This is a genomic window from Sphingobium sp. SCG-1, assembly GCF_002953135.1.
In the GTDB taxonomy this organism is placed as follows: domain Bacteria; phylum Pseudomonadota; class Alphaproteobacteria; order Sphingomonadales; family Sphingomonadaceae; genus Sphingobium.
Genome location: NZ_CP026372.1, coordinates 3,983,964 through 4,006,813 on the forward strand (window position 1 = coordinate 3,983,964; position 22,850 = coordinate 4,006,813).

14 protein-coding genes are annotated in these 22,850 nt (G+C 58.8%); 10 read left to right on the forward strand and 4 right to left on the reverse strand.

All coding sequences use genetic code 11. The features are described 5' to 3' along the window. Nucleotides 1-24: 24 nt before the first annotated feature. A complete protein-coding gene (locus C1T17_RS18415) occupies nucleotides 25-2,622 on the reverse strand; it encodes a TonB-dependent siderophore receptor (RefSeq protein ID WP_104954681.1) in 2,598 nt (865 codons plus the stop codon). Nucleotides 2,623-2,766: 144 nt separating this feature from the next. On the opposite strand from C1T17_RS18415, the gene C1T17_RS18420 reads away from it, so the two are divergent. Together C1T17_RS18420 and tldD are read left to right on the forward strand one after the other, a co-directional pair. Continuing rightward, complete coding sequence (locus tag C1T17_RS18420) at nucleotides 2,767-4,179, forward strand: TldD/PmbA family protein (RefSeq protein ID WP_189338420.1); 1,413 nt, start codon at nucleotides 2,767-2,769, stop codon at nucleotides 4,177-4,179. A gap of 16 nt (nucleotides 4,180-4,195) precedes the next feature. Next, on the forward strand, nucleotides 4,196-5,674 hold the full coding sequence (gene tldD / locus C1T17_RS18425; RefSeq protein WP_223262690.1) for a metalloprotease TldD: 1,479 nt from the start codon (nucleotides 4,196-4,198) through the stop codon (nucleotides 5,672-5,674). Between the two features lie 306 nt (nucleotides 5,675-5,980). On the opposite strand, the gene C1T17_RS18430 is transcribed toward tldD, so the two are convergent. The 3 genes from C1T17_RS18430 to exbB are packed head-to-tail and all read right to left on the reverse strand — an operon-like array spanning nucleotide 5,981 to nucleotide 8,033. Next, nucleotides 5,981-6,733, reverse strand: a complete 753-nt coding sequence (locus C1T17_RS18430; RefSeq protein ID WP_189338421.1) for an energy transducer TonB — start codon at nucleotides 6,731-6,733, stop codon at nucleotides 5,981-5,983. 4 nt (nucleotides 6,734-6,737) lie between these two features. Further along, entirely contained in the window at nucleotides 6,738-7,163 is a 426-nt protein-coding gene (exbD, locus tag C1T17_RS18435; RefSeq protein WP_104954684.1) for a TonB system transport protein ExbD, read from the reverse strand. A gap of 3 nt (nucleotides 7,164-7,166) precedes the next feature. Next, nucleotides 7,167-8,033: a tonB-system energizer ExbB gene (gene exbB / locus C1T17_RS18440; protein ID WP_104954685.1), complete on the reverse strand. Its 867-nt coding sequence runs from the start codon at nucleotides 8,031-8,033 to the stop codon at nucleotides 7,167-7,169. Between the two features lie 162 nt (nucleotides 8,034-8,195). Here exbB and trxA point away from each other — a divergent pair, with 162 nt between their 5' ends. The 8 genes from trxA to C1T17_RS18485 all read left to right on the forward strand — a co-directional run bounded on the left by trxA (nucleotide 8,196) and on the right by C1T17_RS18485 (nucleotide 22,642). Continuing rightward, on the forward strand, nucleotides 8,196-8,555 hold the full coding sequence (gene trxA / locus C1T17_RS18445) for a thioredoxin (RefSeq protein ID WP_223262691.1): 360 nt from the start codon (nucleotides 8,196-8,198) through the stop codon (nucleotides 8,553-8,555). Between the two features lie 293 nt (nucleotides 8,556-8,848). Beyond that, entirely contained in the window at nucleotides 8,849-9,415 is a 567-nt protein-coding gene (locus tag C1T17_RS18450) for an RNA polymerase sigma factor (RefSeq protein ID WP_104954687.1), read from the forward strand. Between the two features lie 51 nt (nucleotides 9,416-9,466). Beyond that, the gene (locus C1T17_RS18455; protein ID WP_104954688.1) at nucleotides 9,467-10,408 is read left to right on the forward strand and encodes a FecR family protein; all 942 of its coding nucleotides are present in this window, start codon (nucleotides 9,467-9,469) and stop codon (nucleotides 10,406-10,408) included. 83 nt (nucleotides 10,409-10,491) lie between these two features. Further along, nucleotides 10,492-12,285 (forward strand): ABC transporter ATP-binding protein/permease, encoded by a 1,794-nt coding sequence (locus C1T17_RS18460; protein WP_104954689.1) that lies wholly within the window; start codon nucleotides 10,492-10,494, stop codon nucleotides 12,283-12,285. A gap of 1,652 nt (nucleotides 12,286-13,937) precedes the next feature. After that, nucleotides 13,938-14,759: an SDR family NAD(P)-dependent oxidoreductase gene (locus C1T17_RS18470; protein WP_104954690.1), complete on the forward strand. Its 822-nt coding sequence runs from the start codon at nucleotides 13,938-13,940 to the stop codon at nucleotides 14,757-14,759. An 885-nt stretch (nucleotides 14,760-15,644) separates the two neighbouring features. Beyond that, entirely contained in the window at nucleotides 15,645-18,512 is a 2,868-nt protein-coding gene (locus C1T17_RS18475) for a TonB-dependent receptor (protein ID WP_223262692.1), read from the forward strand. 151 nt (nucleotides 18,513-18,663) lie between these two features. Further along, nucleotides 18,664-19,677, forward strand: a complete 1,014-nt coding sequence (locus C1T17_RS18480) for a family 43 glycosylhydrolase (protein WP_223262693.1) — start codon at nucleotides 18,664-18,666, stop codon at nucleotides 19,675-19,677. A 43-nt stretch (nucleotides 19,678-19,720) separates the two neighbouring features. After that, the gene (locus C1T17_RS18485) at nucleotides 19,721-22,642 is read left to right on the forward strand and encodes a glycosyl hydrolase 115 family protein (protein WP_104954693.1); all 2,922 of its coding nucleotides are present in this window, start codon (nucleotides 19,721-19,723) and stop codon (nucleotides 22,640-22,642) included. Nucleotides 22,643-22,850: the final 208 nt, after the last annotated feature.

A 22,850-nucleotide genomic window follows, 5' to 3' on the forward strand; every position in this document is an offset into this window, starting at 1 on the left:
TGTCGCGCGCCGGCCGGCATGGGGTCAGTACACCCCGCGCAGCGAAAACAGCACTTTGCGCGGCTCTCCATAGAAATTATTGTTTTGAATGGAGCCTGCCGTCGCGAAATAGCGTTTATCGGTGATGTTGGTGACATTCACGCCGAGCGTCCAGCGCTCGTCCGGGCGAAACTGCAGGCCGATATCTGCGATGGCGTAGAGTGACTGCGTGAACTGAAACGGCGTGAGCGGGACAGGACAGGTTATCGCCACGGTGTTGGCGAGGCAGGCTGATCCCGCAGTGTATCGATCGCTATCCATCCGCAGGCCGGCCAGCAGTGTAAAGCGCTGCTCCCAGACTGGCGTGTAGGCGCTCCAAAGCTTGATCTGGTGCTCAGGCTGTTGTGAGTTCGAAAAAGGCAGCCCGCTGGTAAAGAGTTCGCGATACTCGGCATTGTAGTCTTGATGAATATAGGTGTAGCCGGCATTGACCTGCCATCCCTTCGCCACTTCGCCCGACACTTGCAGTTCGATACCAGTGTTTGTTTGACCAGCGTTCGATGCATAACAACAGAAGCCTTGCGTCGTCGTGGTACCCGATCCGACGAAAACAGCGATGTTATCCTCCTTGACGGAAAAGCCGGTGAGTGAAGCGTTGAGCTTGCCGTCGGCGAAAGCTGCCTTGATGCCGCCTTCCATGGTCACGCCGCTCAGTGGCGGCAGAAGCGTGCCGTCGTTTGTTAGGAGCGCGCCGTTCTGTTTGTAGATTTCAGAATAGCTGAAATAGACCGAGAAGGTCTTCGAAATTTCATAGACGATGCTGGCGGTCGGCGTAAGAACATTGGTGAACTTGTTTTCGGTATCAACCGGAGGAGCGCTTAAAGGAATGCCCGGTAAGAATGTGAAATAGATCGGCGAATATGAATAGTTTGAATTATAATAATTACTATAGCGCAAACCACCGTTGATATGCAGACCCTTGATCGGCTCAAGCATCAGATTGGCGTAGAGGCCCCATTGGTGATTGAAGGCGTTCTGAGTGAGAATTTGCCCGTCATACGTACCGGCGGCGGGATTGGGGATGCCAGGATTTGCGCCGTAACGCGCGAAATCGGGATTAAGGGCGCTAAACGGGAGAGATGACAGTCGGCCGGGACCGTAGTAAAAGAATTTCGAGTCCTGATAATCCGCGCCGATCAAGAACTTCTGGGTTTGGCCCAGCAACTGGAACGCGCCGTTCAGGTGCCCATCGGCAGTTACCTGTTTCATATGCATATCGCTATAGCGCGGGCCGCCATAGCTGAAGCCTGTACCATTTAGCCTTACCGGACCTTGGAAATAGGCCTGTAGCGCCTTCGTGTTCTGCGCAGTGCGGGTGACGTTGCCGCTGAAATTCCAGCCTTCACTGAACTTATGCTCGATTTGGACAAATTCCTCGTCGTTTCGATTGTGCGTGTAGGTCCATCCGAACGAGTAATTCCGTGATATTGGTGCACCGATATCGTCGCCGTTATAATAGCGCGGCAGACCGAAGGCGTTGTCGCCATTGCTGTCCTCCTTATGAAAGCTACCGCCCATCCTGATGATCGTGCTGTCGCCAAGATCGCGCTCCAGCACACCATAGAGGTGAAACAGGTTCTGCTTTGCGAAATCGTAGAAGAATTCCTTGCGCTGATACGCGGCTACGAAGCGGGCACGAAGATCTTCGACGATCGGTCCGGTTACATCGATTTCCGCCCGCCCGTCGGCCCACGAGCCGAGCCGCCCATCTAGCGTGAGCTGCCGGTGATCGAGCGGACGCTTGCGCACCAGGTTGACGACTCCACCAGGGTTGCTTGCGCCGCCGAATAGTCCGTCCGAGCCTTTGAGCACCTCGATACGGTCGTATTCGGACAAGTCTGGCACCGTCTGGCCGCCGCGGATTTGGTAGTTGAATGGCGCGCCACCATCGACGACAAACGTGTCGACGGTGAAGCCGCGTGACAGGATCACGTTGTTCTGTAAACCGCCATTGCCATTGATATTGGTGAGCGTGATGCCAGGCGTCGACTGCAGCGCCGAATATACGTCGGTCAGGTTCTGCTGTTTGATCTGCTCGCTGGTGATGACGGCGATGGTCTGCGGTGTGTTCTTGATCGCCGTCGGCGTCTTGGTGGCGACGCTGGTGCCGTTGGTAGTCAGGCTCCGCGTCCCCTCGGTGGCGGCGACGTCGCTGCTGCCATTCGCGCCGGCGCCTGCGCCGAAGCCATCCAGCGATGCCATGCCACTTTCGGCACCCTCGACCTGCACTGCACTTAGCACATGCTCACCTGCGGGCGCCTGCGCCACCATTCCGTCGACCACGATGGTAGCGCCCGAATAATGCCAGCTTAGCCCGGTCCCGGCCAACATGCGTGAGAACGCCTCCTGATCGGCATAACTGCCGGTGATGCCGTTGACTCGTGCCGTCGCGGCATCCGGCGCGGCGACCTCGACGTTGATCCCCGATTGCGCACTGAATGCCGCCACCGCATTGGCGAGCGTGCCAGCCGGAACGTTGAAGGTATGCCGACCGCCCTGCGCGAGGGCAGGCGTCGCGTAAAGCAAAGCAAGACCGGCGACGCCGGTGAGCGCGAAGGCGCGGAAGCTGTTCTGTATCATCATTGGTTCCCCCCAAGGAAAAGTCTCCTGGTTGAAACGGCTGGGACTTGGGGGTTCCGCATCGGAAACTGGGCCGCTCAGCCGATATGCGGACCGTACCAGCGTCACTCGTTCTCAATGGACCCGAAACAACGTACTGGAAAGAGGATGGTGGTTTCTGAAGCCGCGGCGGCTGCGCGCCCGCCGCGTGAGACCGGCGCACCCACGCGGTATCTGCTGCATGATGAAGCTACGCTAGCCCAGGTCGCTCAGGATGCGATCACGTTTGCTGCACGGATCTGCGCAGGGCGGGCTAGCGCCTTTGCGCAGGAGAATGGCGGCATCGCGATGAAGGCCTCCGCCGGAGAGATTACATCTGCGGAACGCAACGGATCGCACTCGCTGACCGTCACGATCGTAGACAATGGCCGGGTCGGCCGAGCTAACACGGGCGTGTTTTCATCCGAGGCCATTAAAACGACGGTCGAGCGCGCCGTTTTCATCGCCTCGCAGGTAGAGCCGGATCCCGACAGCGAGTTCGCCGATCCGTCGCTGCTCGCATATGACGTGGCGGACGTACCGCTTTATGCGCCGAGCGGTATGGATGCCGCAGCGCTCGCCGACGCCGCATGCGGCATCGAGGCGGCGACGCGGGACGCGATCGCCAGCCAAAAAGACTCTGTCCGTATACTCGAAGCCAACGTTTCCAGTAGCGACCGACGCTGGGCGTTGGCGATCGGCTCGGATTTCTGCCGGACTAGCAGTGCCTCTATGCAAAGCCGCGGGACGCAGGTGATCGCCGAACGTGCCGGGCGCATGGCGTCGGGGTCGTGGAGTTCGAGCGATCGGCGTGTCGAAGACTTGCTGCCGCCCTGTACGATTGGTGCAACCGCGGTTGATCGCGCGATACGCAAGCTCGGCGGGCGCAGCATTGAAACACGCGACTGCCCCTTACTGCTCGACGCAACGGTGGCGTCGTCGCTGGTCGCTGAACTCGTGCAAGCGCTGTTCGGCATGGCGCAATATCAGAAATCGACCTTTTTAACCGACACACTCGGCCAGCAGAAGCTCGCGGCGCACCTCGATCTCATGGAGGATCCGACCGAAGCCTATGGAATGGCAAGCGGCGTTTGCGATGGAGAGGGTATTGCCGCGTCGCGCCGCGCCATCGTACGCGGCGGTGTAATCGAGGGGTACTTCCTGTCAACGCGCTCGGCGCGCAAGCTCGAAATGCCGCTCACCGGGAACGCGGATGGTCCTTGGAACCTCGTGCTCAAGAGCAGCGGAACCGAAGCTGGCGACGATCTGCGCGCGATGCTGCGTCGGCTCGATCGCGGTTTGTGGGTCACCGAGACGCTGGGCGGAACCGTCAATCCCGTAACTGGCGCCTATTCGAAGGCGGTTGCCGGCTTTTGGGTGGAGAACGGCGCCGTGGTGTATCCCGTGGACGATATCACCGTCGCCGGTATGCTGCCCGCGATGCTGGCCGGCATTGTGCATGTCGGCGCGGATGTGCATCGCAGCGGCGGCACGCGCACCGGTTCCATCCTTATCGACACAATGCGGATTGCCGGTCGCTGACCGGGAATCCGCCCAAATGGAAACAGATCGTATGGCGACAAGCATCATGACCACGGCCGACACCAGGCTTGCACTCGCAGAACACGCCTTGCTGCATGCCAATGATGTCGATCTGCGACGAGTCGGCCGCACTGTCGAGGCACTGGTCGGCTCAGGCGACTTTGCTGATCTGTATTTTGAAGCGACGCAAAGCGAGAGCTGGCAATTGCAGGAGGGAAAGGTCGCCAAGGGCGCCTTCTCACAGATGCAGGGAGTTGGCGCGCGCAGTATTGAGGGTGACCGCACCGCTTTCGCATACTCAGGTGCCATATCAGCCGAAGCGCTCGATCTCGCGCTCGATGCAGTGCGCGGCATGCGTCGGCAGGGTCAGGACGCTACCATGTACGGCGGTATTGATCTCGTCGGCCGCGCGGCCGGGCCTTTCCTGTTTCCAGCAACTGATCCAATTACCGCATTGCCCGCCGCCGCCAAGATTGCATTGCTGCGCGACATCGATATCCGCGCGCGCCACGCCGACCCGCTGGTCATGCGCGTTTCGGCGAACCTGTCGGTCAGCCACCGCACGGTCCTCATCGCCGACAGCGACGGCGCGCTCAGTGCCGACGTGCGTCCGCAAACGCAACTCTCGCTGTCCGTCCAGGTTGAGCGCGAAGGAAAACGTTCCACCGGCAACGATTCGATTGGCGGCCGCTTCGGCGTGGCCGATATCGGCAATGACCGGATTGACGCAATGATATCCCGCGCCGTTCACCGCGCAATCGTCAACCTCGATGCGCGACCTGCGCCGGCTGGCGTGATGTCGGTCGTGCTTGGCCCCGGTTTCCCCGGCGTGCTGCTGCATGAGGCAGTGGGACATGGCCTGGAAGGCGACGCACACCGCAAACGCTCATCCGTATTCGCCGGACGCATGGGCGACCGGATCGCTGCGCCGGGCGTCACGGTCGTGGACGACGGCACCATGCCTGGCCGCGTCGGCTCTTTGCATGTCGATGACGAGGGCACGCCGACCGCTTGCAATGTTCTGATTGAGGATGGACGACTGGTCGGGCTGATGCAGGATCGCATGAACGCCGGCCTGATGAACGCGCGGCGGACCGGCAATGCGCGCCGCGAATCCTACCGCCACTTGCCGATGCCACGCATGACCAATACGTTCCTGGAGGGCGGCGTCCACGACCGGGCCGAGATCCTTCAATCGGTGCAGAAGGGCATCTACGCTGTCGCTTTTGAAGGCGGGCAGGTTGACATCACCAGTGGTCAGTTCAACTTCTCGACAACCGAGGCTTATCTGATCGAGGATGGCCGTGTCACCGCCCCCGTTCAAGGCGCAACGCTGATCGGTATGGGTCATGAGGCGCTGGCGCATATCAGCATGGTCGGCAGCGATCTCGCGATCGAGAACGGCGTGTGTGGCAAAGCTGGCCAGTCGGTACAGGTTGGCGTCGGTCAGCCCACGGTGCGCATCGACGAGATGATAGTAGGCGGCACGGCCTAACAACACAAATCCGATTGTCGCTCGACTTAAGTCCTCATTAGCGTCCTTCGTTACCCCGGCTCCCATCGCTGTAGGTGCTCAACGGGCAAACCGAAATCGAACGAAACCGGCAACCGCCATTCTCTAGCAGGCGAGCGCCAAGCCGATGCCGGTGATGCAGACCGTCGCAATCTAGACGCTGGCCATCTGCACAGGTAGCCGATCTGATTCTTCATTTCGCCTTCACCTATAGCGGCGGCGAACCTTGCGCATGAAATCTAGGCGCTTGCCATCAAGGTAAGAACCGGATGTGATTTTCTTTGATCCTTATCGCGCGCGGTTGATGAAGAAGTCGATCGGCACCGTCACCGTGTAGGTGTCACCCGGCAGGCCTTTCGGCATTTTGGGCAGTGGATCGACTCGTTTGACGAGTTCGCGCACGGCGTCATCGAGCACCGGGAAGCGTCGACTCCGAACGATATCAGAACTGACGATGTGTCCATCTCGGCCGATCACCATATGGAGATAGACAATGTCTTCCATACGCTGCTGCATCGCGGCGCTCGGATAACGCTTGCGACGCTCCAGCCGGGCGACGATCTGCGCGTCATAGGTCTGCTCGATTGATGCGATGCCCTGTATCGGCGTGCCCTGCACTGGCGCTGCGGCTGCTTTAGCGGGCGCTGCCGGGGCTGCAGCGGGCGCCGCGGCCCGTTGTTTGGGTGGCGTGGGCGGCGTCTCCTTGGGTGGAATGGTCACGTCGGCCTTCACGTTCGGAACTTTGGGCATAGGTGGCAGATCAAGCTTTTCGGTCTTGGTCTGCTCGACTGGTTTGGGTTTTTCCGGCTCAGGAGGGGTCTGGTGCGGCGGCGCGGCGGGCGCCGAAGGCATTGGCAGAATCTGCACGGCCATCGCAGTGCTGAGCGAAGTCGGCTCGGGCGGCCGGATCTGCTGCAGCCCGAAGACCAGCGCCGCACCGACTGCCAGGTGTGCAGCCACTGAAGTGCCGAGCGCCGCCTTCCAGAGTTGCGGCTCGGGCAGCCGGGGCGTCTGCCGTTGCTCGACCGGTACGAACAGCACCGGCTTAGCCGGCGGCGCCGGAGCCAAGTCCGACAAGGGCAACCTTGAGATATCCGGCATCGCGTAAACCATTGAGCAGATCCATAAGATGATCGTATTCGACACTTTTGTCGGCGCGCAGAAATATCTGCACATTCCGGTTGCCTGCGGTTGCCCTGTCGAGCACTGAAGCAAGTTGTTCTCGGCCAATCCGATCATTACCGATCGCGATGCGCAGATCGGCTTGCAGCGTAAGGAAAACGGGCTTGTCTTCCGGCGGTTTCTGGGCAGCATTGGAGGCCGGTAGGTTGACGGGCACGTCGACCGTTGCGAGCGGCGCCGTCACCATGAATATAACGAGTAGCACCAGCATCACGTCAATGAACGGCGTGACGTTGATTTCGTGCGTTTCGGCAAGGCCTTCCTCGGCATGTTGCAAGCGCATGCCCATCGTTCAGCGCCCTTCGGTGGAGAGGGCGATCGCGACTACCGCCTCGGGCCGCCCCGACGGACGCGCCCGGGCACCGGATGCATCCTGCTGCACCTCGATCCGTTCGCTTTCCCGACTCAGGAGGCAAGCCGCTAGGACTGCGACCTCGTTGAGCAGCCGCTTATAGCTCGCGATTGAGCGGGAGAGACTGTTGTAGATCAGAACCGCAGGAATTGCTGCGGCGAGGCCGATCGCGGTCGCCAACAGCGCCTCGGCGATGCCTGGCGCCACCACGGCGAGGCTCGTCGAATGCGACCGCGAAATACCCATAAAGCTGTTCATGATGCCCCATACCGTTCCCGCCAGCCCAACGAATGGTGAGATCGCGCCGATCGAAGCCAGCACGCTCGTCCCCCACAGGACCCGGTGGATCGCACGCGCCTCAACCATGGGCAGTTGCACTGCAACCCGTTCCTCGACGCCCTCGATTTGACGGTGTGTCGGTGCCGGGCCGACACGCTGGAGCTCCGTCGCCGCGACTTCTACCATTTCCAGAGTCGCGCGATAGCTGGCGCTACGTGCCTCCTTCAGCGTGCCGACGGCGGACATCATGCAAATATCTTTCTTCAGGCAGGTCTTGGCATCACGTAATTCGCGCCCCTTCATGATCCACAGTGTCCATGTAGCGATCGAGGCGATCACGAGCAGCGCCATCACGCCTTTAACGATCGGGTCGGCATGCGCAACGATCTGTAGGATGCCATCATTCTGCGTCACCACGATGGTCGGAGCCTGCGGCCCGGCTGCGCCCGCGGAGACCGCGGATGTCACTAGCAGCACGGCAAGCCCGCACCCCGCAATCTTTAATCCGTTGCTCCACCTTGCCCGCATGAAAACTCGCTCCTTTGGCGCTCGAAAGGCCGCTTCCCAATTCCTTGTATTTTTCCAACGAGCGGGCCTGCCCGAATCCGTACGGCGCACGCGCAGGTGCGGATTGCCTTGTGACGGATCGTTTGCGTACCGATCAGGCCCGTATTCTCGGGCTGGCACGCGATGCAAAAGAAAGGGACGACAATGGGCAATCTTGCCAATGTGACCGCCGATACATTCGAGGCGAAAGTAATGGCGTCGCCACGTCCAGTGCTAGTCGATTTCTGGGCGGAATGGTGCGGGCCGTGTAAGGCAATGATGCCGGTGCTCGAGACGCTTGCGTCGAGCTTTGCGGGGAAGGTCGATATCGTTAAGGTCAACATTGAGCAGCCAGCAGAGGATGCTTTGAAGAATCGCTTCGGCATCCAGGGCATTCCAACGCTGATCCTGTTTAAGGATGGTGAGGAGATGGGCCGCTATGTCGGGTTCGGCGGGACACAGACGTCAGCCAAGCTTGCGGAGTTCATCTCCGAACACGCCTGAATGCTGACCGAAAGAGAGGGCCGGTCACATTGGCGACCCCTCTCTTTTTCAGGCGTAAAGAAGGCGCAGGACACTGCCGCACAGCATCCATATTGGGATCGCCTTTGCGAAAATTTCGCCTTGCAAGCAACAGGATTGCTCAATGACTGCCAAGCTTGAGAATTTATTCTTGTAAATGCCGCCGAATCGTAACAGGATTGTCATCAGATAAGGGACGTGACGCGCGGCTTCGCAAGAAGGGCCGCGCTGGAGTAGCGACTCACGAGGGATTCTCCATAAACGGATGGCGCGACATGCGGGGCAAGAGTACGATTAGTGCTGACGGGATCAAACCTGTTCTCGAAAGGGGCCGGGCATCGCTCAACCTATCGGAGTTGCAGCATGTTTTTACCTCCGTGCGTACCGAGCTGGTCCGCCACCTGACTCGTCGCACCGGCAACCCCGAAACGGCCGCTGACCTCAGCCACGACGTTTTCGAGAAGCTTTCCGCCGTGCGCGCGGACATCCCGACACCGCAGATGGCGCGCTCGTACCTTTTCCGCATGGCCGGCAACCTTGCCATCGACCATCGCCGTGTAGAGGCGCGCCGCACCGAGATCCTGACCGGTTCGCAAGTCCTGTTCGAGGATGTCGAGTTATGTCCCGAGACCGTGGCGGTCTCCCGCGATGAACTTCGTCAGGTCGAGGCCGCGCTGGAAGAACTGCCGCCCAAATGCAAACAGGTACTATTGCTCTCCCGTATGCACGGTTTTTCGCATAAGGAGATCGCCCGGAAGCTCGAAATCTCCGTCAGCCTGGTGGAGAAATATCAATTGAGGGCATTGCGCCATTGCCGCGAACGAATGGGCACGAACGGCTAGATTGCTACCCTCACCGATGCGGATTGTTCGCGTGTGGATCGTTTCCCCGGCATGATTAGGCTTGTGTATTCCGCGTCCCGAGCGAAGGCCCGTTCTTTGGATGACGAGGCGATGGGTTGGGTCGTCCGGCTGACTTCGGGAGATGCCTCTGCCGAGGAATATGACGATTTCCGGCGCTGGCGCGATCAAGGGCCGGATCATCTCGCCGCCCTGAACCGTGCCCGCCAATTGTGGCAGCAATTGGAAACGGCGCTTCCAATGGTTCAACAGCGGCAGAGTCGGTCCCGCCGGCGAATGATCGCGTTCACGCGCAACATTCCAGTCGCGGCTTCGCTTCTGATCGGTGCGTTGTTCGGATATCACTATTGGACCGTTGGGCGCTTCGATCAGGTAACTGCCGTGGGTGAGCGCCGCATCGTTGCACTGTCCGATGGCAGTCGGCTGGTAATGAGCGGTGACACCGCCTTGAATGTGAGAATAGGCGGAGGGATGCGGCGCATCGATCTTGCGCGTGGTGAAATCCTGGTCCGCGCGAGACACGACATGGAATCGCCCTTCGTCGTGCATGCCGGCGAGGCGCATTTCCGTGACGTCGGGACAGTGTTCGACGTGTCCAAAAAGGGCGACGGTGGAAGGCTGGTCGTCGTGGAAGGACTTGTGGAGGCTTCTCGAGACGATCGCCGACTGCTAGTAGCGCCAGGCCAGTCAGTCGCCGTGAACGGCGCCCTCGGCGCGCTCACTGCCGTCGACGCTCAGGCCGAAACCGCCTGGGCGAACGGTCGCCTGATCCTTCGCAACAAGACGCTGCCGCAGATGTTGGCAGCGCTCACGCCTTACTATCGTCGTCACATCGTGCTGCTGAAAGACACCACCGGCACACCGTTGCTGAACGCGTCTATCGATCTCGACCATATCGCTGAGTGGCTCACTGCACTCGAGCAGATGCAGGGCATTCGCGTCACTCACATTGCAGGCTACACCTTCCTGACTTGATTGCCGCACTGCAGGGAATTTGGGGATTTGCCTCCCGCCGCTCGTTCTTCCGGCAACCCCAGCGATCATCGGACAGACCCAGCATGGCCATCATCCAGCCACTAACCGCCAATTCCAGAGACTATCGTTTGAACGGTCTTCTCCTCAGCCGAATCTGGCGGCTGATTCGGCCATATTGGGGCCGGCTTGAAGCCTGGCGTTCCTGGTTACTACTTGTCCTGCTGCTGAGTTCAGTCATGATCGGCGCGGCGATCAGCGCGCTTCAGACCTATCAACTCAAAACATTGACTGACCAGTTGATTGCGCGCAGCGAGCACGGGTTCGCGATCGCATTGTTCGCGTACATTGCGTTCTTGCTGTTCAATAACCTGATGCCAGTGGTGATGAGCGTGGCCGACAATTGGCTTTTGGTGGATTGGCGGCGCTGGATGACCACGCACTTGGTCGACCGTTACCTGGAACACCGGACATATTACGATATCGCTCTCAAGGACGATCTGGATAATCCTGACCAGCGGCTGCAGGAAAGCATCACACCGTTCGTCACGACCGTCGCGCAGTTTCCGCGCACCTTTCTCTTCCAGTCAGGAACGGTGATCAGCGCAGTCGGGATCCTGATGTCAATCGACAGCACCTTGCTGTGGTGGGCGTTCACGGCCGGCGTGCTGCAAGTGTTGCTCAACGCCCTGATTACCATTCCCACGATCAAGCTCGCCTTTCAATGGACCGTGGCCGAAGCCGATCTCCGCTACGGCCTGACTCACGTCCGCGAAAATGCCGAAGCGATCGCCTTCTATCACGGCGAGCCGGCGGAGCGCGTACATATTCTGAAACGCTTGATGACCGCATCGCGTACCCAGTTGTGGCTGAACTTCTACAAAGATGTTGCCATTCCCGGCGTGCTAGCGCTGCTCAGCGCAGCCTGGATATATCTTCCCTACTGGTTTCTCGCGCCGCATGTGGTTGCGGGCACTATGACCTATGGCACCATCGCGCAAGCGGCGGGAGCAGTGAGTTTGCTTCAGTCGTCCTTGCTTATACTGAGCAGGTTCCTGCCGCTATTGGCGGAAGCGGCGCCACCCGCAGTCAGGCTCGCCCAAATACAAGAGCGTTTGGAGACGCTTCGGGCCGTTCGTTCGACACCCACAAGCCGTCGGCTGACGATCGACCGGACGTCCGAAACGGTCCGCCTAGACAACGTCTCACTGGAGACGCCAGGTGGTGAACAGCAACTTGTCAAGGCGCTCAGCCTTTGCGTCGATGGCGACACAAATCTGGCGATCGTGGGCCAGACAGGTGTTGGCAAGAGTTCGCTATTAAGGGCGATGGCGGGACTATGGACACGTGGGCATGGCCAGCTTGAGATGCCGCCGCCAGAGCACTGCCTGTTCCTGCCGCAGCGACCTTATATGATCCTGGCCGATCTGCGCTCCCAACTCCTTTACCCGCACGATCCGGAAGTAACGGACGAGCGCCTCTACGAAGTGTTAGAGGCCGTGAATTTGCGCCATGTCATTGATAAGCATGGCGGCCTATCAGCGGTGCGGGATTGGGGGCGCGTACTGTCGTTAGGCGAGCAACAGCGGATTGCTTTCGCCCGCGTTCTCGTCTCAAAACCGTACTTTGTCTTTCTGGACGAGGCCACGAGCGCGGTCGACTTCGCCACCGAAACGCGCCTTTACCGTCTTCTCGCCGGCACGGGTGCGAGCTACATAAGCATCGGCCACAGGCTCAGTATCCTCGATCACCACACCCACGTCCTGACGCTGAAGGTCGGCGGTGAATGGTCGATCGAACGTCACGATCCGATCGACGGCCTCACTGCGCCCCAAGCTGATCATCCTACTCCGCTCGTCGGTAGCGAACGCGCAACCTGAACCGCTATGCTCGTCGATAGCTGAGCGGCGGAAGTGTTCAGTGCTGGCCGAACGACGCTCATTGACATATGACCTGTGAACAGACGGCGGCTTACAACGTTGTTGCGGATTTATGAGCACGTGGAGACTGAGCTTACCGCCGCTAAGGCGAGCTTTGCCGCCACTATCTCGGATTTCTCCTCGCAGCAGAAATAGCCTTTGGAGGCGCTTTCAAACAGGTCGGAATCCGGATTGAACGAAAGGCAATGACACTGATTCGCAATGGATTGGCTCTAGACATCCAGCGGTCTGCACAGCTTCTGCACAGAAAACGCGCCGCAAGCGCAAACGCGCGCCACTGAGCCCTGCACTGGCATCTGCCATGGATGCCACTCCATCAGGGAGGTCATCATGCACCGCTCGCCGTTTCTTGCCACATACGGGTGGAAGCTCTTTCTCGGCTTGGCCATCATTTGTCTTGGCGATTATGTTTTCTATTACAGCGAGCTTTTTATAACGATGCCGCCAACGCCGAAGCGATCTGGGAAGCGGGCACACGTCAGGCGATGCGGTTCGTGCCCATCAAGTCACGCGAGCAGCAAGCGGCGCTGTTGCCGCACAGCATGCGCAGCCTTTGGTCAAGCAGCACATGCAATTGGTCCACATGATGCGCAGCGCGCTCGCCGAGCTGGGCATCGCCATCCCGACCGGGATCGCGAAGGCTGCAGATGGCCCGGGCGATCGTCGAAGACTAATCCAGGCTCGATCTGCCGACCGAGGCGACCAACGTCGTCGCCATGCTGGCAGGGCAGCTGCTCCAGCTTCACCCATAGTTGCGCAAGCTCGACCTGCGTCTGGCCGCTCAGCGGAGCGGGGACAGGGTCCGGCGCTTGGCCACGATCCCTGGTATCGGGCCGACCGAAGCGACCGCGTTCGCCGCGTCGGTGACCGTGTGGAGAAGACGAACAGCATTGGCGAAGTCCTAGCTGCTCTGCAATCCGTGTTACGGTTCAAATAGCAGAAAAGCCCACGAGCGCGCCAAAGGAAGGACGCACTCGCGGCAATCTAGTCGGTCCGGAAGAAGGGAATGCGACAACCCAATTCAACTCATGCGGCGCGAAGCGGGCTCCGGATGGCTCAAGATGACATGTTCCAAGTCTTCGCCTCGTCCTGAGGTACGGTGTGCCTTGAATGTCAGCCGCATATTGCTCTGCTAACCATGGCGCAAATCTAGCGGGCTCCGTAGGAGGAGCGAGCAAATATCCTTGCACCTCGTCACAATTTATATCTTTCAAGGCATTCAGCACATTGGTTGTTACGGCACCTTCGGCCACGACACGAAGGTCAAGTCCATGTGAAAGATTATCATCGAACAAACGCGACGCATTTCTCGCTCACTTGCCGTAATCTCGCGCACAGAGCTCTGGTCAAACCTCACGACATGCGCTGGCTGCCGCTGTGGATAGGCAAGGCTGCTATGACCTGCCCCAGAATCATCTATTGCAATTTTCCAAGTCCGCTGCCTTAAGTGCGTTCATCTGCTGCAGAGCAGCTCGGGATGCTCCATTACTGCGCTTCGGGTGACTGCAATATCTTCAAAGTGCGTCCTTGCAGGTCGGAACCGTGCATCGCAGACTAGTATCTATGCGAACATTCCCGCAAGGTGCCCGTCCATGACCGTCAACGTCGCACTCGTCACAGGCGCACGCAGCGGCATAGGCCTCGAACTCACTCGAAAATTACTACGCGGCGGCTGGGAAGTTATTGCCTTACTGCGGTCGCCTCTACCGCAGTATGAAGACATCAAATCGGCCGGAATGGCGGGTCAGCTTCGCTGCTATTTTGCCGACCTCGCGAACTTCGCAGACCTAGGCCGCTTCCATGCGGACATAAAACGCCATGAATCTTCCATCGACGTTCTATTCAACAATGCTGGCGTTAACACGGAAAAGCGCGAAAACTCGCCTCAAGGCCGTGAACTGCACTTCGAGATGAACGTGCTGGTGCCATACATCCTCTCGCGCGAACTGCTGCCGCTTCTTAAAAAGGGCAGGATGAGCAGGATCATAAACACCTCCTCCAACGCACTACTAAGCGTCAAGCATTTCGAACCCCACTCGCTTGGTGATCCGTCGCGATTTCAAAAGCTGTTCGGTCCTTATGCAAACTCGAAACTGGCGCTGTCGCTATGGACGAAGGCGGCGGCACCGGAATTTGCCAAGCAAGGCGTTTCCCTGGTGTCTACTTGTCCGGGGCCAAATCGCACTCCGATGACCGGGGGTTCCGGAATGCCACTGCTGTTACGCCCGTTTGTGCCGCTGTTCTTCAAGCATCCAGGCGTCGGAGCACAAAAGTTGCTGAAAGCGGCAGTTGATGCCGATCTGCCCAGTGGCAGCTTCATCATGAATGGAAGCATTAGGCCGCTGCCTTTTGCTGAGCGTGCGCCGGAGGTGCTCACCATTGTCGATAATCTACATCGCAGCATTGGGATCTAAGAACGACCATAATCGCCGTTCCCTAAATTGCGCCGCCCCTGCAGCGCAGTCTCTTAGGCCGCCATTGCTCGCGACCAGAATCCGCAGAATTTGCGATGACAAGCTATTCAGATGGACATATCATCATTGGGCGCATCGATTCCAACAATCCGCACAGCAGGCCTTCGAACGCCTACGGCATCACCTCTATGACTTGCGGCTGTTCTTCCTTCGCCTTGGAATCGTGACCAGCGGCAATGCTGACACGCCAGCGGATTACCACCCGATGAAACTCCCCATTGGGCGCTGCGCTGCTTCAAGAGTTGGCCAAAGAAATCCTTACTTGAACATTCTTTTTTATAAAGAATAGCTCCTGCAACGCCGGAGCTTGCTTACGTTGTAGACTCATAAACGCGGAGCCAAAGACGCATTGATGCGGATGGACCATAATGAGGAAACTGCCAACTTATCATAGGGGCCGACAGGCGGCGGAAGTGCTTGCGCTTGGAGAACAAGCGCTCGATCAGGTACGCTCGCGATAGAGCCGTTAGCTAAAGCAGGGTTTTCCATTTTCTGGTGGGTTGGCTAGGATACTCGGAGTAGCGCCCTGTCTTCTTGCTCAGCGCGCGGACGCTCTCAGCATCACATGCCTCATCTGCAGGGACATCGATGGTTGAGCCATTCGGCGCACAGAAGCACCCGCCTTTGCACTGCGGGTTCCTCTATCTATCCGCTAAATACGAAAACAAAGATAGTCGCCGAACCGAATTGGTGAGCTGTAGCTAGTCCGAGGGTTCGTTGTAGGACGCACCGATGTTCCTGCCGTCCTTAGAACTTTACATCCCGTGATAATACAAATATGATAGATCATGACCGCATAAGACGGTCAGCAGAGCGGGGGAGAGTATGATGAAGAAGCAGTTCAAGCTATTGCTAGGCATGTCAGCGCTCACATACTCCGGTTCGGCAGTGGCGCAGAGGAGCGCATCGCCTGAATCCGCCTCCGAGGTTACTTCTACCGGACAACAGGACGACGCTAACGCAAGTCAAGAGGGCGTCGGCGCGAACGTTCAAGACGAAATCGTCGTCACAGGAATTCGCCAGAGCCTGGAACGTGCTGCTGAGATCAAACAGAATGCGACCCAGATTGTTGATTCAATCGTTTCGGAAGACATTGGCAAGTTCCCCGATCCTACTACCGCCGCCGCGCTCCAGCGTGTGCCCGGCGTGCAGGTGTCCGTCACTGCAAGCAACGAAATCGGCAATGTCAGGGTCCGAGGCCTTGGAGACATTCTGACGACGGTAAATGGACGTGAGATCATCACGACTACCGGCCGCACGTTCGCAATGCAGGACTTGCCCGCGAACGCACTGGCGCGGGTTGACGTAATCAAATCGAATACCGCCGATGTGATCGAGGGTGGCATCGCTGGCATTATCGATCTGCAACTCAATAAGCCGTTTAACTTCAAACGCTCGACCATCGTTCTAAACGCGCGCGGCAATTACGGACTGAAGTCTGGCCGGTTCGATCCGCAGTTCAGTCTATTAGCGACGGATACGTGGCAGACTGGAATCGGTGAGATAGGGGCGCTGGTGAACGTCAACTGGTCCAAGACGCACTACAATCACCCGCGCACTCGCGATGGGGTACGTCGCGCCGCGCAGGGGACCGGCATCCCCTACAACCTGCCGGGCGTTTTGCTGCCTAACGTCGTGGAGAGCCACTCCGATTACGGCTGGTACGAACGGCCTCAAGCGAACGCATCGCTGCAATGGCAAGCGGCGGAAAGCGTTGAGGTGTATCTTGAGGGGCTGTACACGGGCTATCGGTCTCAGAGCCAATGGTCGTTGGCGAACAGTCAATTGTTCGTGCCGGGCACGAGCATCTCCAACATCAACCTGTCCGACGACTGCATAACAGCCAGATCTCGTCTCGACAGCGGCCAGACGCCCCTGCCCGGCGGCACTCCTCCAACTCTCCCGGGATTCAGGGTTCAGGAACTCTGTCAGGTAGAGTCCGCAACAATTTCCAATTCAATCAGCGAGCAGAAGACTTACAGCTACGACAATCGAACGGACGCGTGGCTGGGGGCGTTCGGCCTTAAGTTCGAGCGCAATGGTGTCCATGCAACGGCTGATATCTCGTACCAGCGCTCAAAGTACAAAGCTGAAACGGTCCTAGCTGTCGTCAGCCAGCGAATACCCACCTTCAACTATATCGCAAACACAGGCGATGGCGCGATCGTGGAGACGCCGGGCAATCCTTACCTTTCGGCGGCCAACCTTGTGGTAGCGCAGGGTCTCGATCAGAACTTCAACAAGTCAATCGGCGATCTCTTCCAGGCGCGCCTTGACAGCAGTTTCGATATTGAAAGCAATCTGCTCAGCAAGTTTCAAGTGGGATATCGCTACGCGGACCGCGAGGCCGAGTTCGACCAGGCGGTTGTTAATAGAGCCGCGCCAGGAGGTGTAATTGGCTTGGGCACTGAGGCAAGCGCAATCCGGGTAACTGCTTCAGGTCTTCCCGCTAACTATCTGTATCGCATGCCTGGTGTGCCAACCTTCAACAATGGAGCGGGGGCGCTCGTTCCGAATCCTGATTTTCTACGATCCGACGAAGGACGGGACATTCTCAGATCCTTTTACGGTCTGGCAACCGGCGATCCTGCCTACCAGCCGCAGCGTCGCTTCTATGCCCGCGAGAAGACCATCGCGGGATATGCGCAGTTGAGCTATGAGGTACCAATCGCTGGCGCAATATCGCTGGACGGCGTACTGGGCGTGCGTCCATCACGGACCGAGCGGACGATCAGTGGATCGAGCGTGGTGACGATACCTGCTTCAGGCGGACAACCGGCGCGCACCGACATCCGACCTCTCTCTGCGACCACCGCAAATGTCGACATCCTGCCTAATGCCAGCGCACGGCTTCAGTTCGGCGGCGGCCTTCAACTTCGGGCGAGCTATTCGAAAACGATCCGTCGGCCCGATTTCGCTTCGCTAAACCCTGGACTCAGCTATTCACTGTCCACAAACCCCAACCTCCTGAACACCGGCTCTGCCGGAAATCCGGACTTGCGCCCGCAAAAGTCCGACAGTTATGACGCCAGCCTCGAATATTATTTTCATAGCGGGTTCTTGGCGATCGCGGCGTACAAGCGCGAGATCGTAGATAGGGTGGTGAACGCGTCCGCCAACGAGGTCATTGACGGAATCAACTATTCAATTAGCCGCCCACGGAATATCGGCTCGGCCGAGCTTCAGGGGGTCGAAGTCAGCGGACAGGCATTCTTCGACTTTCTCCCGGGCGCGATGTCAGGTCTGGGTTTGATGGGCAACTTCACTTACGCCGATACTGAGGTGAAGGGTACTGATCGCCTTGCAGGCATGCCGCTGCAGGGCGTTTCCAAGTATAACTTCAATGTAGGATTGCTGTACGAAAAATTCGGCATATCCGGTCGCCTCGTCTACACCTACCGTTCGACGTACTACGACGCTGACGAAACTGGAGGCTTGGGAATTCGCCCGCTTGAGGACACCGCCAGGGCCGCCGATCCAACCTACAATCCATTGTTGCTGAACTACGTGAAACCCGGCGGTAGGCTCGATTTCGGCCTTAGTTGGGATGTGAACGACAGCCTGCGGTTCGATCTCGGGGGTACGAACATCCTAGGCGGCAAGTATCAAGGGTACTTTGCCGTGCCAGCCTTTTATAACGAATATCGTTACGACGACACGACATATACTGCCGGAGTTCGCGTTCGCCTTTAAGATGAACGGAGGCACGGTTCTCCGCGCCGCGCCGCGCCGTGCCGGGCTGAGTCACGCCTGGAAGCAAGAATGAGCTAGCCAGTACAAGGAGGATCGGATGCGAAGAGGATATAGTCGAGCGCTGGCGGGCCTAATTGGCGCAACGCTAGCAGTGGCCCTGTTCGCCGCACGCCCGTTGGGCGCGCTTCCACAATATTCCTCAACGTTTGCTTCGCCGGCTAAAGAAGCCAAGCTTATCACAAAATATACGGACACCACCCGGCTTGGTACGCCATGGGCCAAAGATCCGTCCGTCATTCATTTTGGTGGGCGCTTCCTCATGTATTACACCATCCCCGCTGTGAAGAAGAATCCACAGGGCGTGCAGGGCTTCCCCAAAGGCTTGGCGATCGGGGTTGCCGAGAGCGCCGACCTTAAGACATGGACCAAGATGGGCGAGATAATCCCGAGGCAGCAGATCGAGTGGAACGGCATCGCCGCGCCCGGCGCGATCGTCATCCGGGGCAAAGTGCATTTGTTCTACCAGACCTATGGCAACGGTCCGCGCGATGCGATCAATCATGCATGGTCTTCCGACGGCCTGAACTTCGAGCGAGACCCGGGCAATCCGGTGTTCCATCCAGACCCGGCTCTGGCCAAATGGAGCATCGGCCGCGCGATCGATGCGGAAGCATTTGTGCACGGCGACAAGTTGATGCTTTACTACGCCACGCGCGATCCCGCGTTCAAGGTCCAGAAGATCGGCGTGGCCCAAGCGCCAGTTAACTCCGCCTTCGGCAAGGGAGATTTCAAGAATGTCAGCAACGATGCCCCCATCCTAGCGCCGGAGTTGCCCTGGGAGCGCGACTGCATCGAGGCCGCTAGCATCGTTCGCCGTAATGGCAAACTCTATATGTTCTATGCCGGAGGCTATAACAATGAACCGCAGCAGATCGGCGTTGCAGTGAGCACCGACGGTCTCAAGTGGAAACGCCTGTCAGACAAGCCGCTGCTAGCCAACGGCCCACCGGGGAGCTGGAATTCGTCGGAATCTGGGCATCCCGGCGTCTTCCAATACGGTAATCGCACCTTCCTGTTTTTCCAAGGCAACAACGATCGCGGCAAGACCTGGACGCTGGCCGCAACGGAAATCGGCTGGAACAGGAACGGTCCGTACCTGAAATAAATCCGCCACTCCGCAAACAACTTAATAAAATCAGGAAAGCAGAATGGCCCTGCCCCGTATTCTGGTCGCTTTAAGCCTTGCCGCGGCTGTTCCCGGCATTATCCCGGCCCAAGCGATCGCGCAGCAGGCGTCGGCCATAGCGCACGGCTTCGACCTGGTCGCCGACGGCGTCGCACCGACGATCTTTGTGAGCGTAGGCGATGCGCCTGTTGTAGGGATCGCCGCGCGCGCCTTCGCCCACGATGTCGAGCGAGTTTCAGGTGTGCGCCCGCAGGTGTCGGAGGCTGTACCTAGCGGAAAGCTGGCGATCCTCGCCGGCACCATCGGCAGCTCGCTGCTGATTGATCGGCTTATCGCCAGTAAGCGCATTTCGGTGGACAAGCTCGGCAATCAGGCTGAGGCTTATTTGATCACTCTGGTCAAGGACCCGTTCCCGGGCGTCTCACGCGCGCTTGTAGTCGCCGGCACCGACCGGCGCGGCACGGCCTATGGCATCTTCAAACTATCTGAACGGATCGGCGTATCGCCTTGGGTGTGGTGGGCCAATGTCAATCCCACGCACCGCGAGACATTGAGTCTCGGCACCGAGACGATCGTACAAGGCTCGCCATCGGTGAAGTATCGAGGCATTTTCATAAACGACGAAGACTGGTCAATTCGTCCCTGGGCGGCTCGATCGATCGATCCGACTACTGACATGGGGCCAACTACATACGCGCAGATCTTTGAGTTGCTGTTGCGGCTGCGCGCCAACTATCTCTGGCCCGCGATGCACAAGGTCGCATCGGCATTCAATCAGGTGGCAGGCAATGCCGAGATGGCGGACCGATACGCCATTGTCATGGGTTCCAGCCACGCCGAGCCGATGCTGCGCAACAATGTCGCGGAATGGAATTTCGAGCAGCGTGGCGAATATAATTACTACAATAATGGTGCGCAGGTGCTGGATTACTGGCGCGAGCGAGTGAAGGCTAATCACCAGTATGAGAACGTCTATACTGTCGGCATGCGCGGCATTCACGACAGCGCAGCCGTGGCTGGCGAGGACGTGGACGGCGTCAAGCTGCTCGAAAAGGTCGTCAGAAACCAGCGTGAGCTGTTGCGCGAGGTCGGCAGGGATCCTGTCAGCGTCCCGCAGGTATTTGTCCCCTACAAGGAAGTGCTCGACGTATATCGAAGGGGCATGAAGGTGCCCGACGACGTGACACTGGGATGGGTCGACGACAATTACGGATATATCCGCCAACTCTCGACCAAGGCGGAACAGAAGCGCCCCGGCGGCGGGGGAGTTTATTACCACATCTCTTATTGGGGCGTGCCGAACGACTATCTCTGGCTCGACTCTACTCCGCCAGCGCTGATTGGCGAGCAAATGGGCAAAGCCTATGTCACCAATTCGCGACGAATATGGGTGGTCAATGTCGGCGACATCAAGCCGGGCGAGAAGGGCCTCACCTACTTCATGGACTTGGCCTATGATTACGAAGGCACGTATAAACTGGGACAGCATGGCTGGCTGAAGCGCTGGGCTACCGATACATTCGGGGCCGAACACGCCGATGAAATCGCGACACTGCTTGACGACTATTACCGACTCAATTTCGCTCGCAAACCCGAACATATGGGCTGGAACGACGCGGAGACCGCGCCGCGGCCGACCGAATTCTCGCCGGTCGCTTATGGCGACGAGGCGGGACGCCGGACGACCGAATTTAGCGAGTTAGACTCACGTGCCGAAGCCATTTCGACAAAGCTGCCGGCCGAGAAGCGGGATGGCTTCTATCATCTGGTACTTTATCCGGTTCGAGGCAGCGCCATGATGAACATCAAGATGCTCGACGCCGATCGCAGCTTCTTATATGCCTATCAGGGCCGGGCCAGCGCTAACCTTTATGCTCAGAATTCGGTCGATGCTTACCGGCGGGGCAAGGCGGCGACCGAAGTCTATAACAAGATTGGCAACGGGCGCTGGGCGCACTTTATGCATGACGAGCCCCGCTATCAATCGGTGTTCAACTCGCCGCCTACGGGCGCTGTGATACCTGCGGCGACGCCAGGCATGGGCGTGGCAGTAGAGGGCGCCATCGACGCATGGTCGGAGCGGCCGGCCAAGACGGTAGAGGCTGCGGAAACTGCGCTGCGGGTCAAGCGCTGGCTGACCAAGAACGCGGCCAATGATTGCCTTGCGGTGTTTGAGCGCGCGACTGACGGCCGACGCTTCATCGATGCCTTCAACACCGGAACCGGTCCGATCGATATCCAGGCCCGGGGTTCGGCCCCATGGATCAAGATCGAGCCGGAAATCATGCCTGGCGGTGACCGCCGTCTCTGGGTGTCGATCGATTGGCGGAAATTGAGAAAGGGTGAAACCGTGACCGGCACCGTGACCGTTTCGGGCGCTGGTTCCAGCCGCAGCATTGCAATCGAGGCGCGCAACATTCCTGTGCCCGCCGGCACGCTGGTCGAGGATAACAGGATCGTTGTGTTCAGGGCCGATCGCTATGTCTTGCTTCAATCGAGCCGCGGACTGGGGTGGAAGGTGGTACCGAATCTCGGTCGCTCAGGCAGAGCCATCCAGAGCAGCATCGAGCTGCCCAGCGCCGTTGATGCCGCACAAGCGCCCTATGCCCAATACCGCTTCCGGACAACCAGCACGGGGGGAGCCAAGCTTCGCGTGACCCTACTACCCGGCTTCGCATTGACGGCCGAGAACAAGCTGCGTTACGGTGCCTCGATCGATGGCGGCCCGATCCAGATCGTAGACGCGGAAGCCAAGCGCGATTGGAGCGATGGTGTGGAGCGGAATGCGATCACGTCGGTCACTGAATGGCCTATGGCACGGCCCGGCCAGCACGTGCTGAGGATTTATGCGCTCGATCCCGGGGTGGTGCTCGATTCCATGGTGATAGATTTTGGCGGCCTTGCCACCGCCTACATGGCACCGCCCGAGACGATTTCGAAATAGCGGAGGTTTCGCCGGCGAGCTGCGTGTCACACAGCGCAGCCGCAGAACTAGGCCATTGGGACCATAAGCCAATGCGGCCAACTGTATCCGCCAACATTGACGGCAAGATCCTGGTTCTCTTTGTCGCCGAGTCACGCATTTCTGGAATAGCGCGCAAGCTGCTGGCGACTGGGCGGGGGCTCTTCTCGACTAACGCCATGCAAATAGG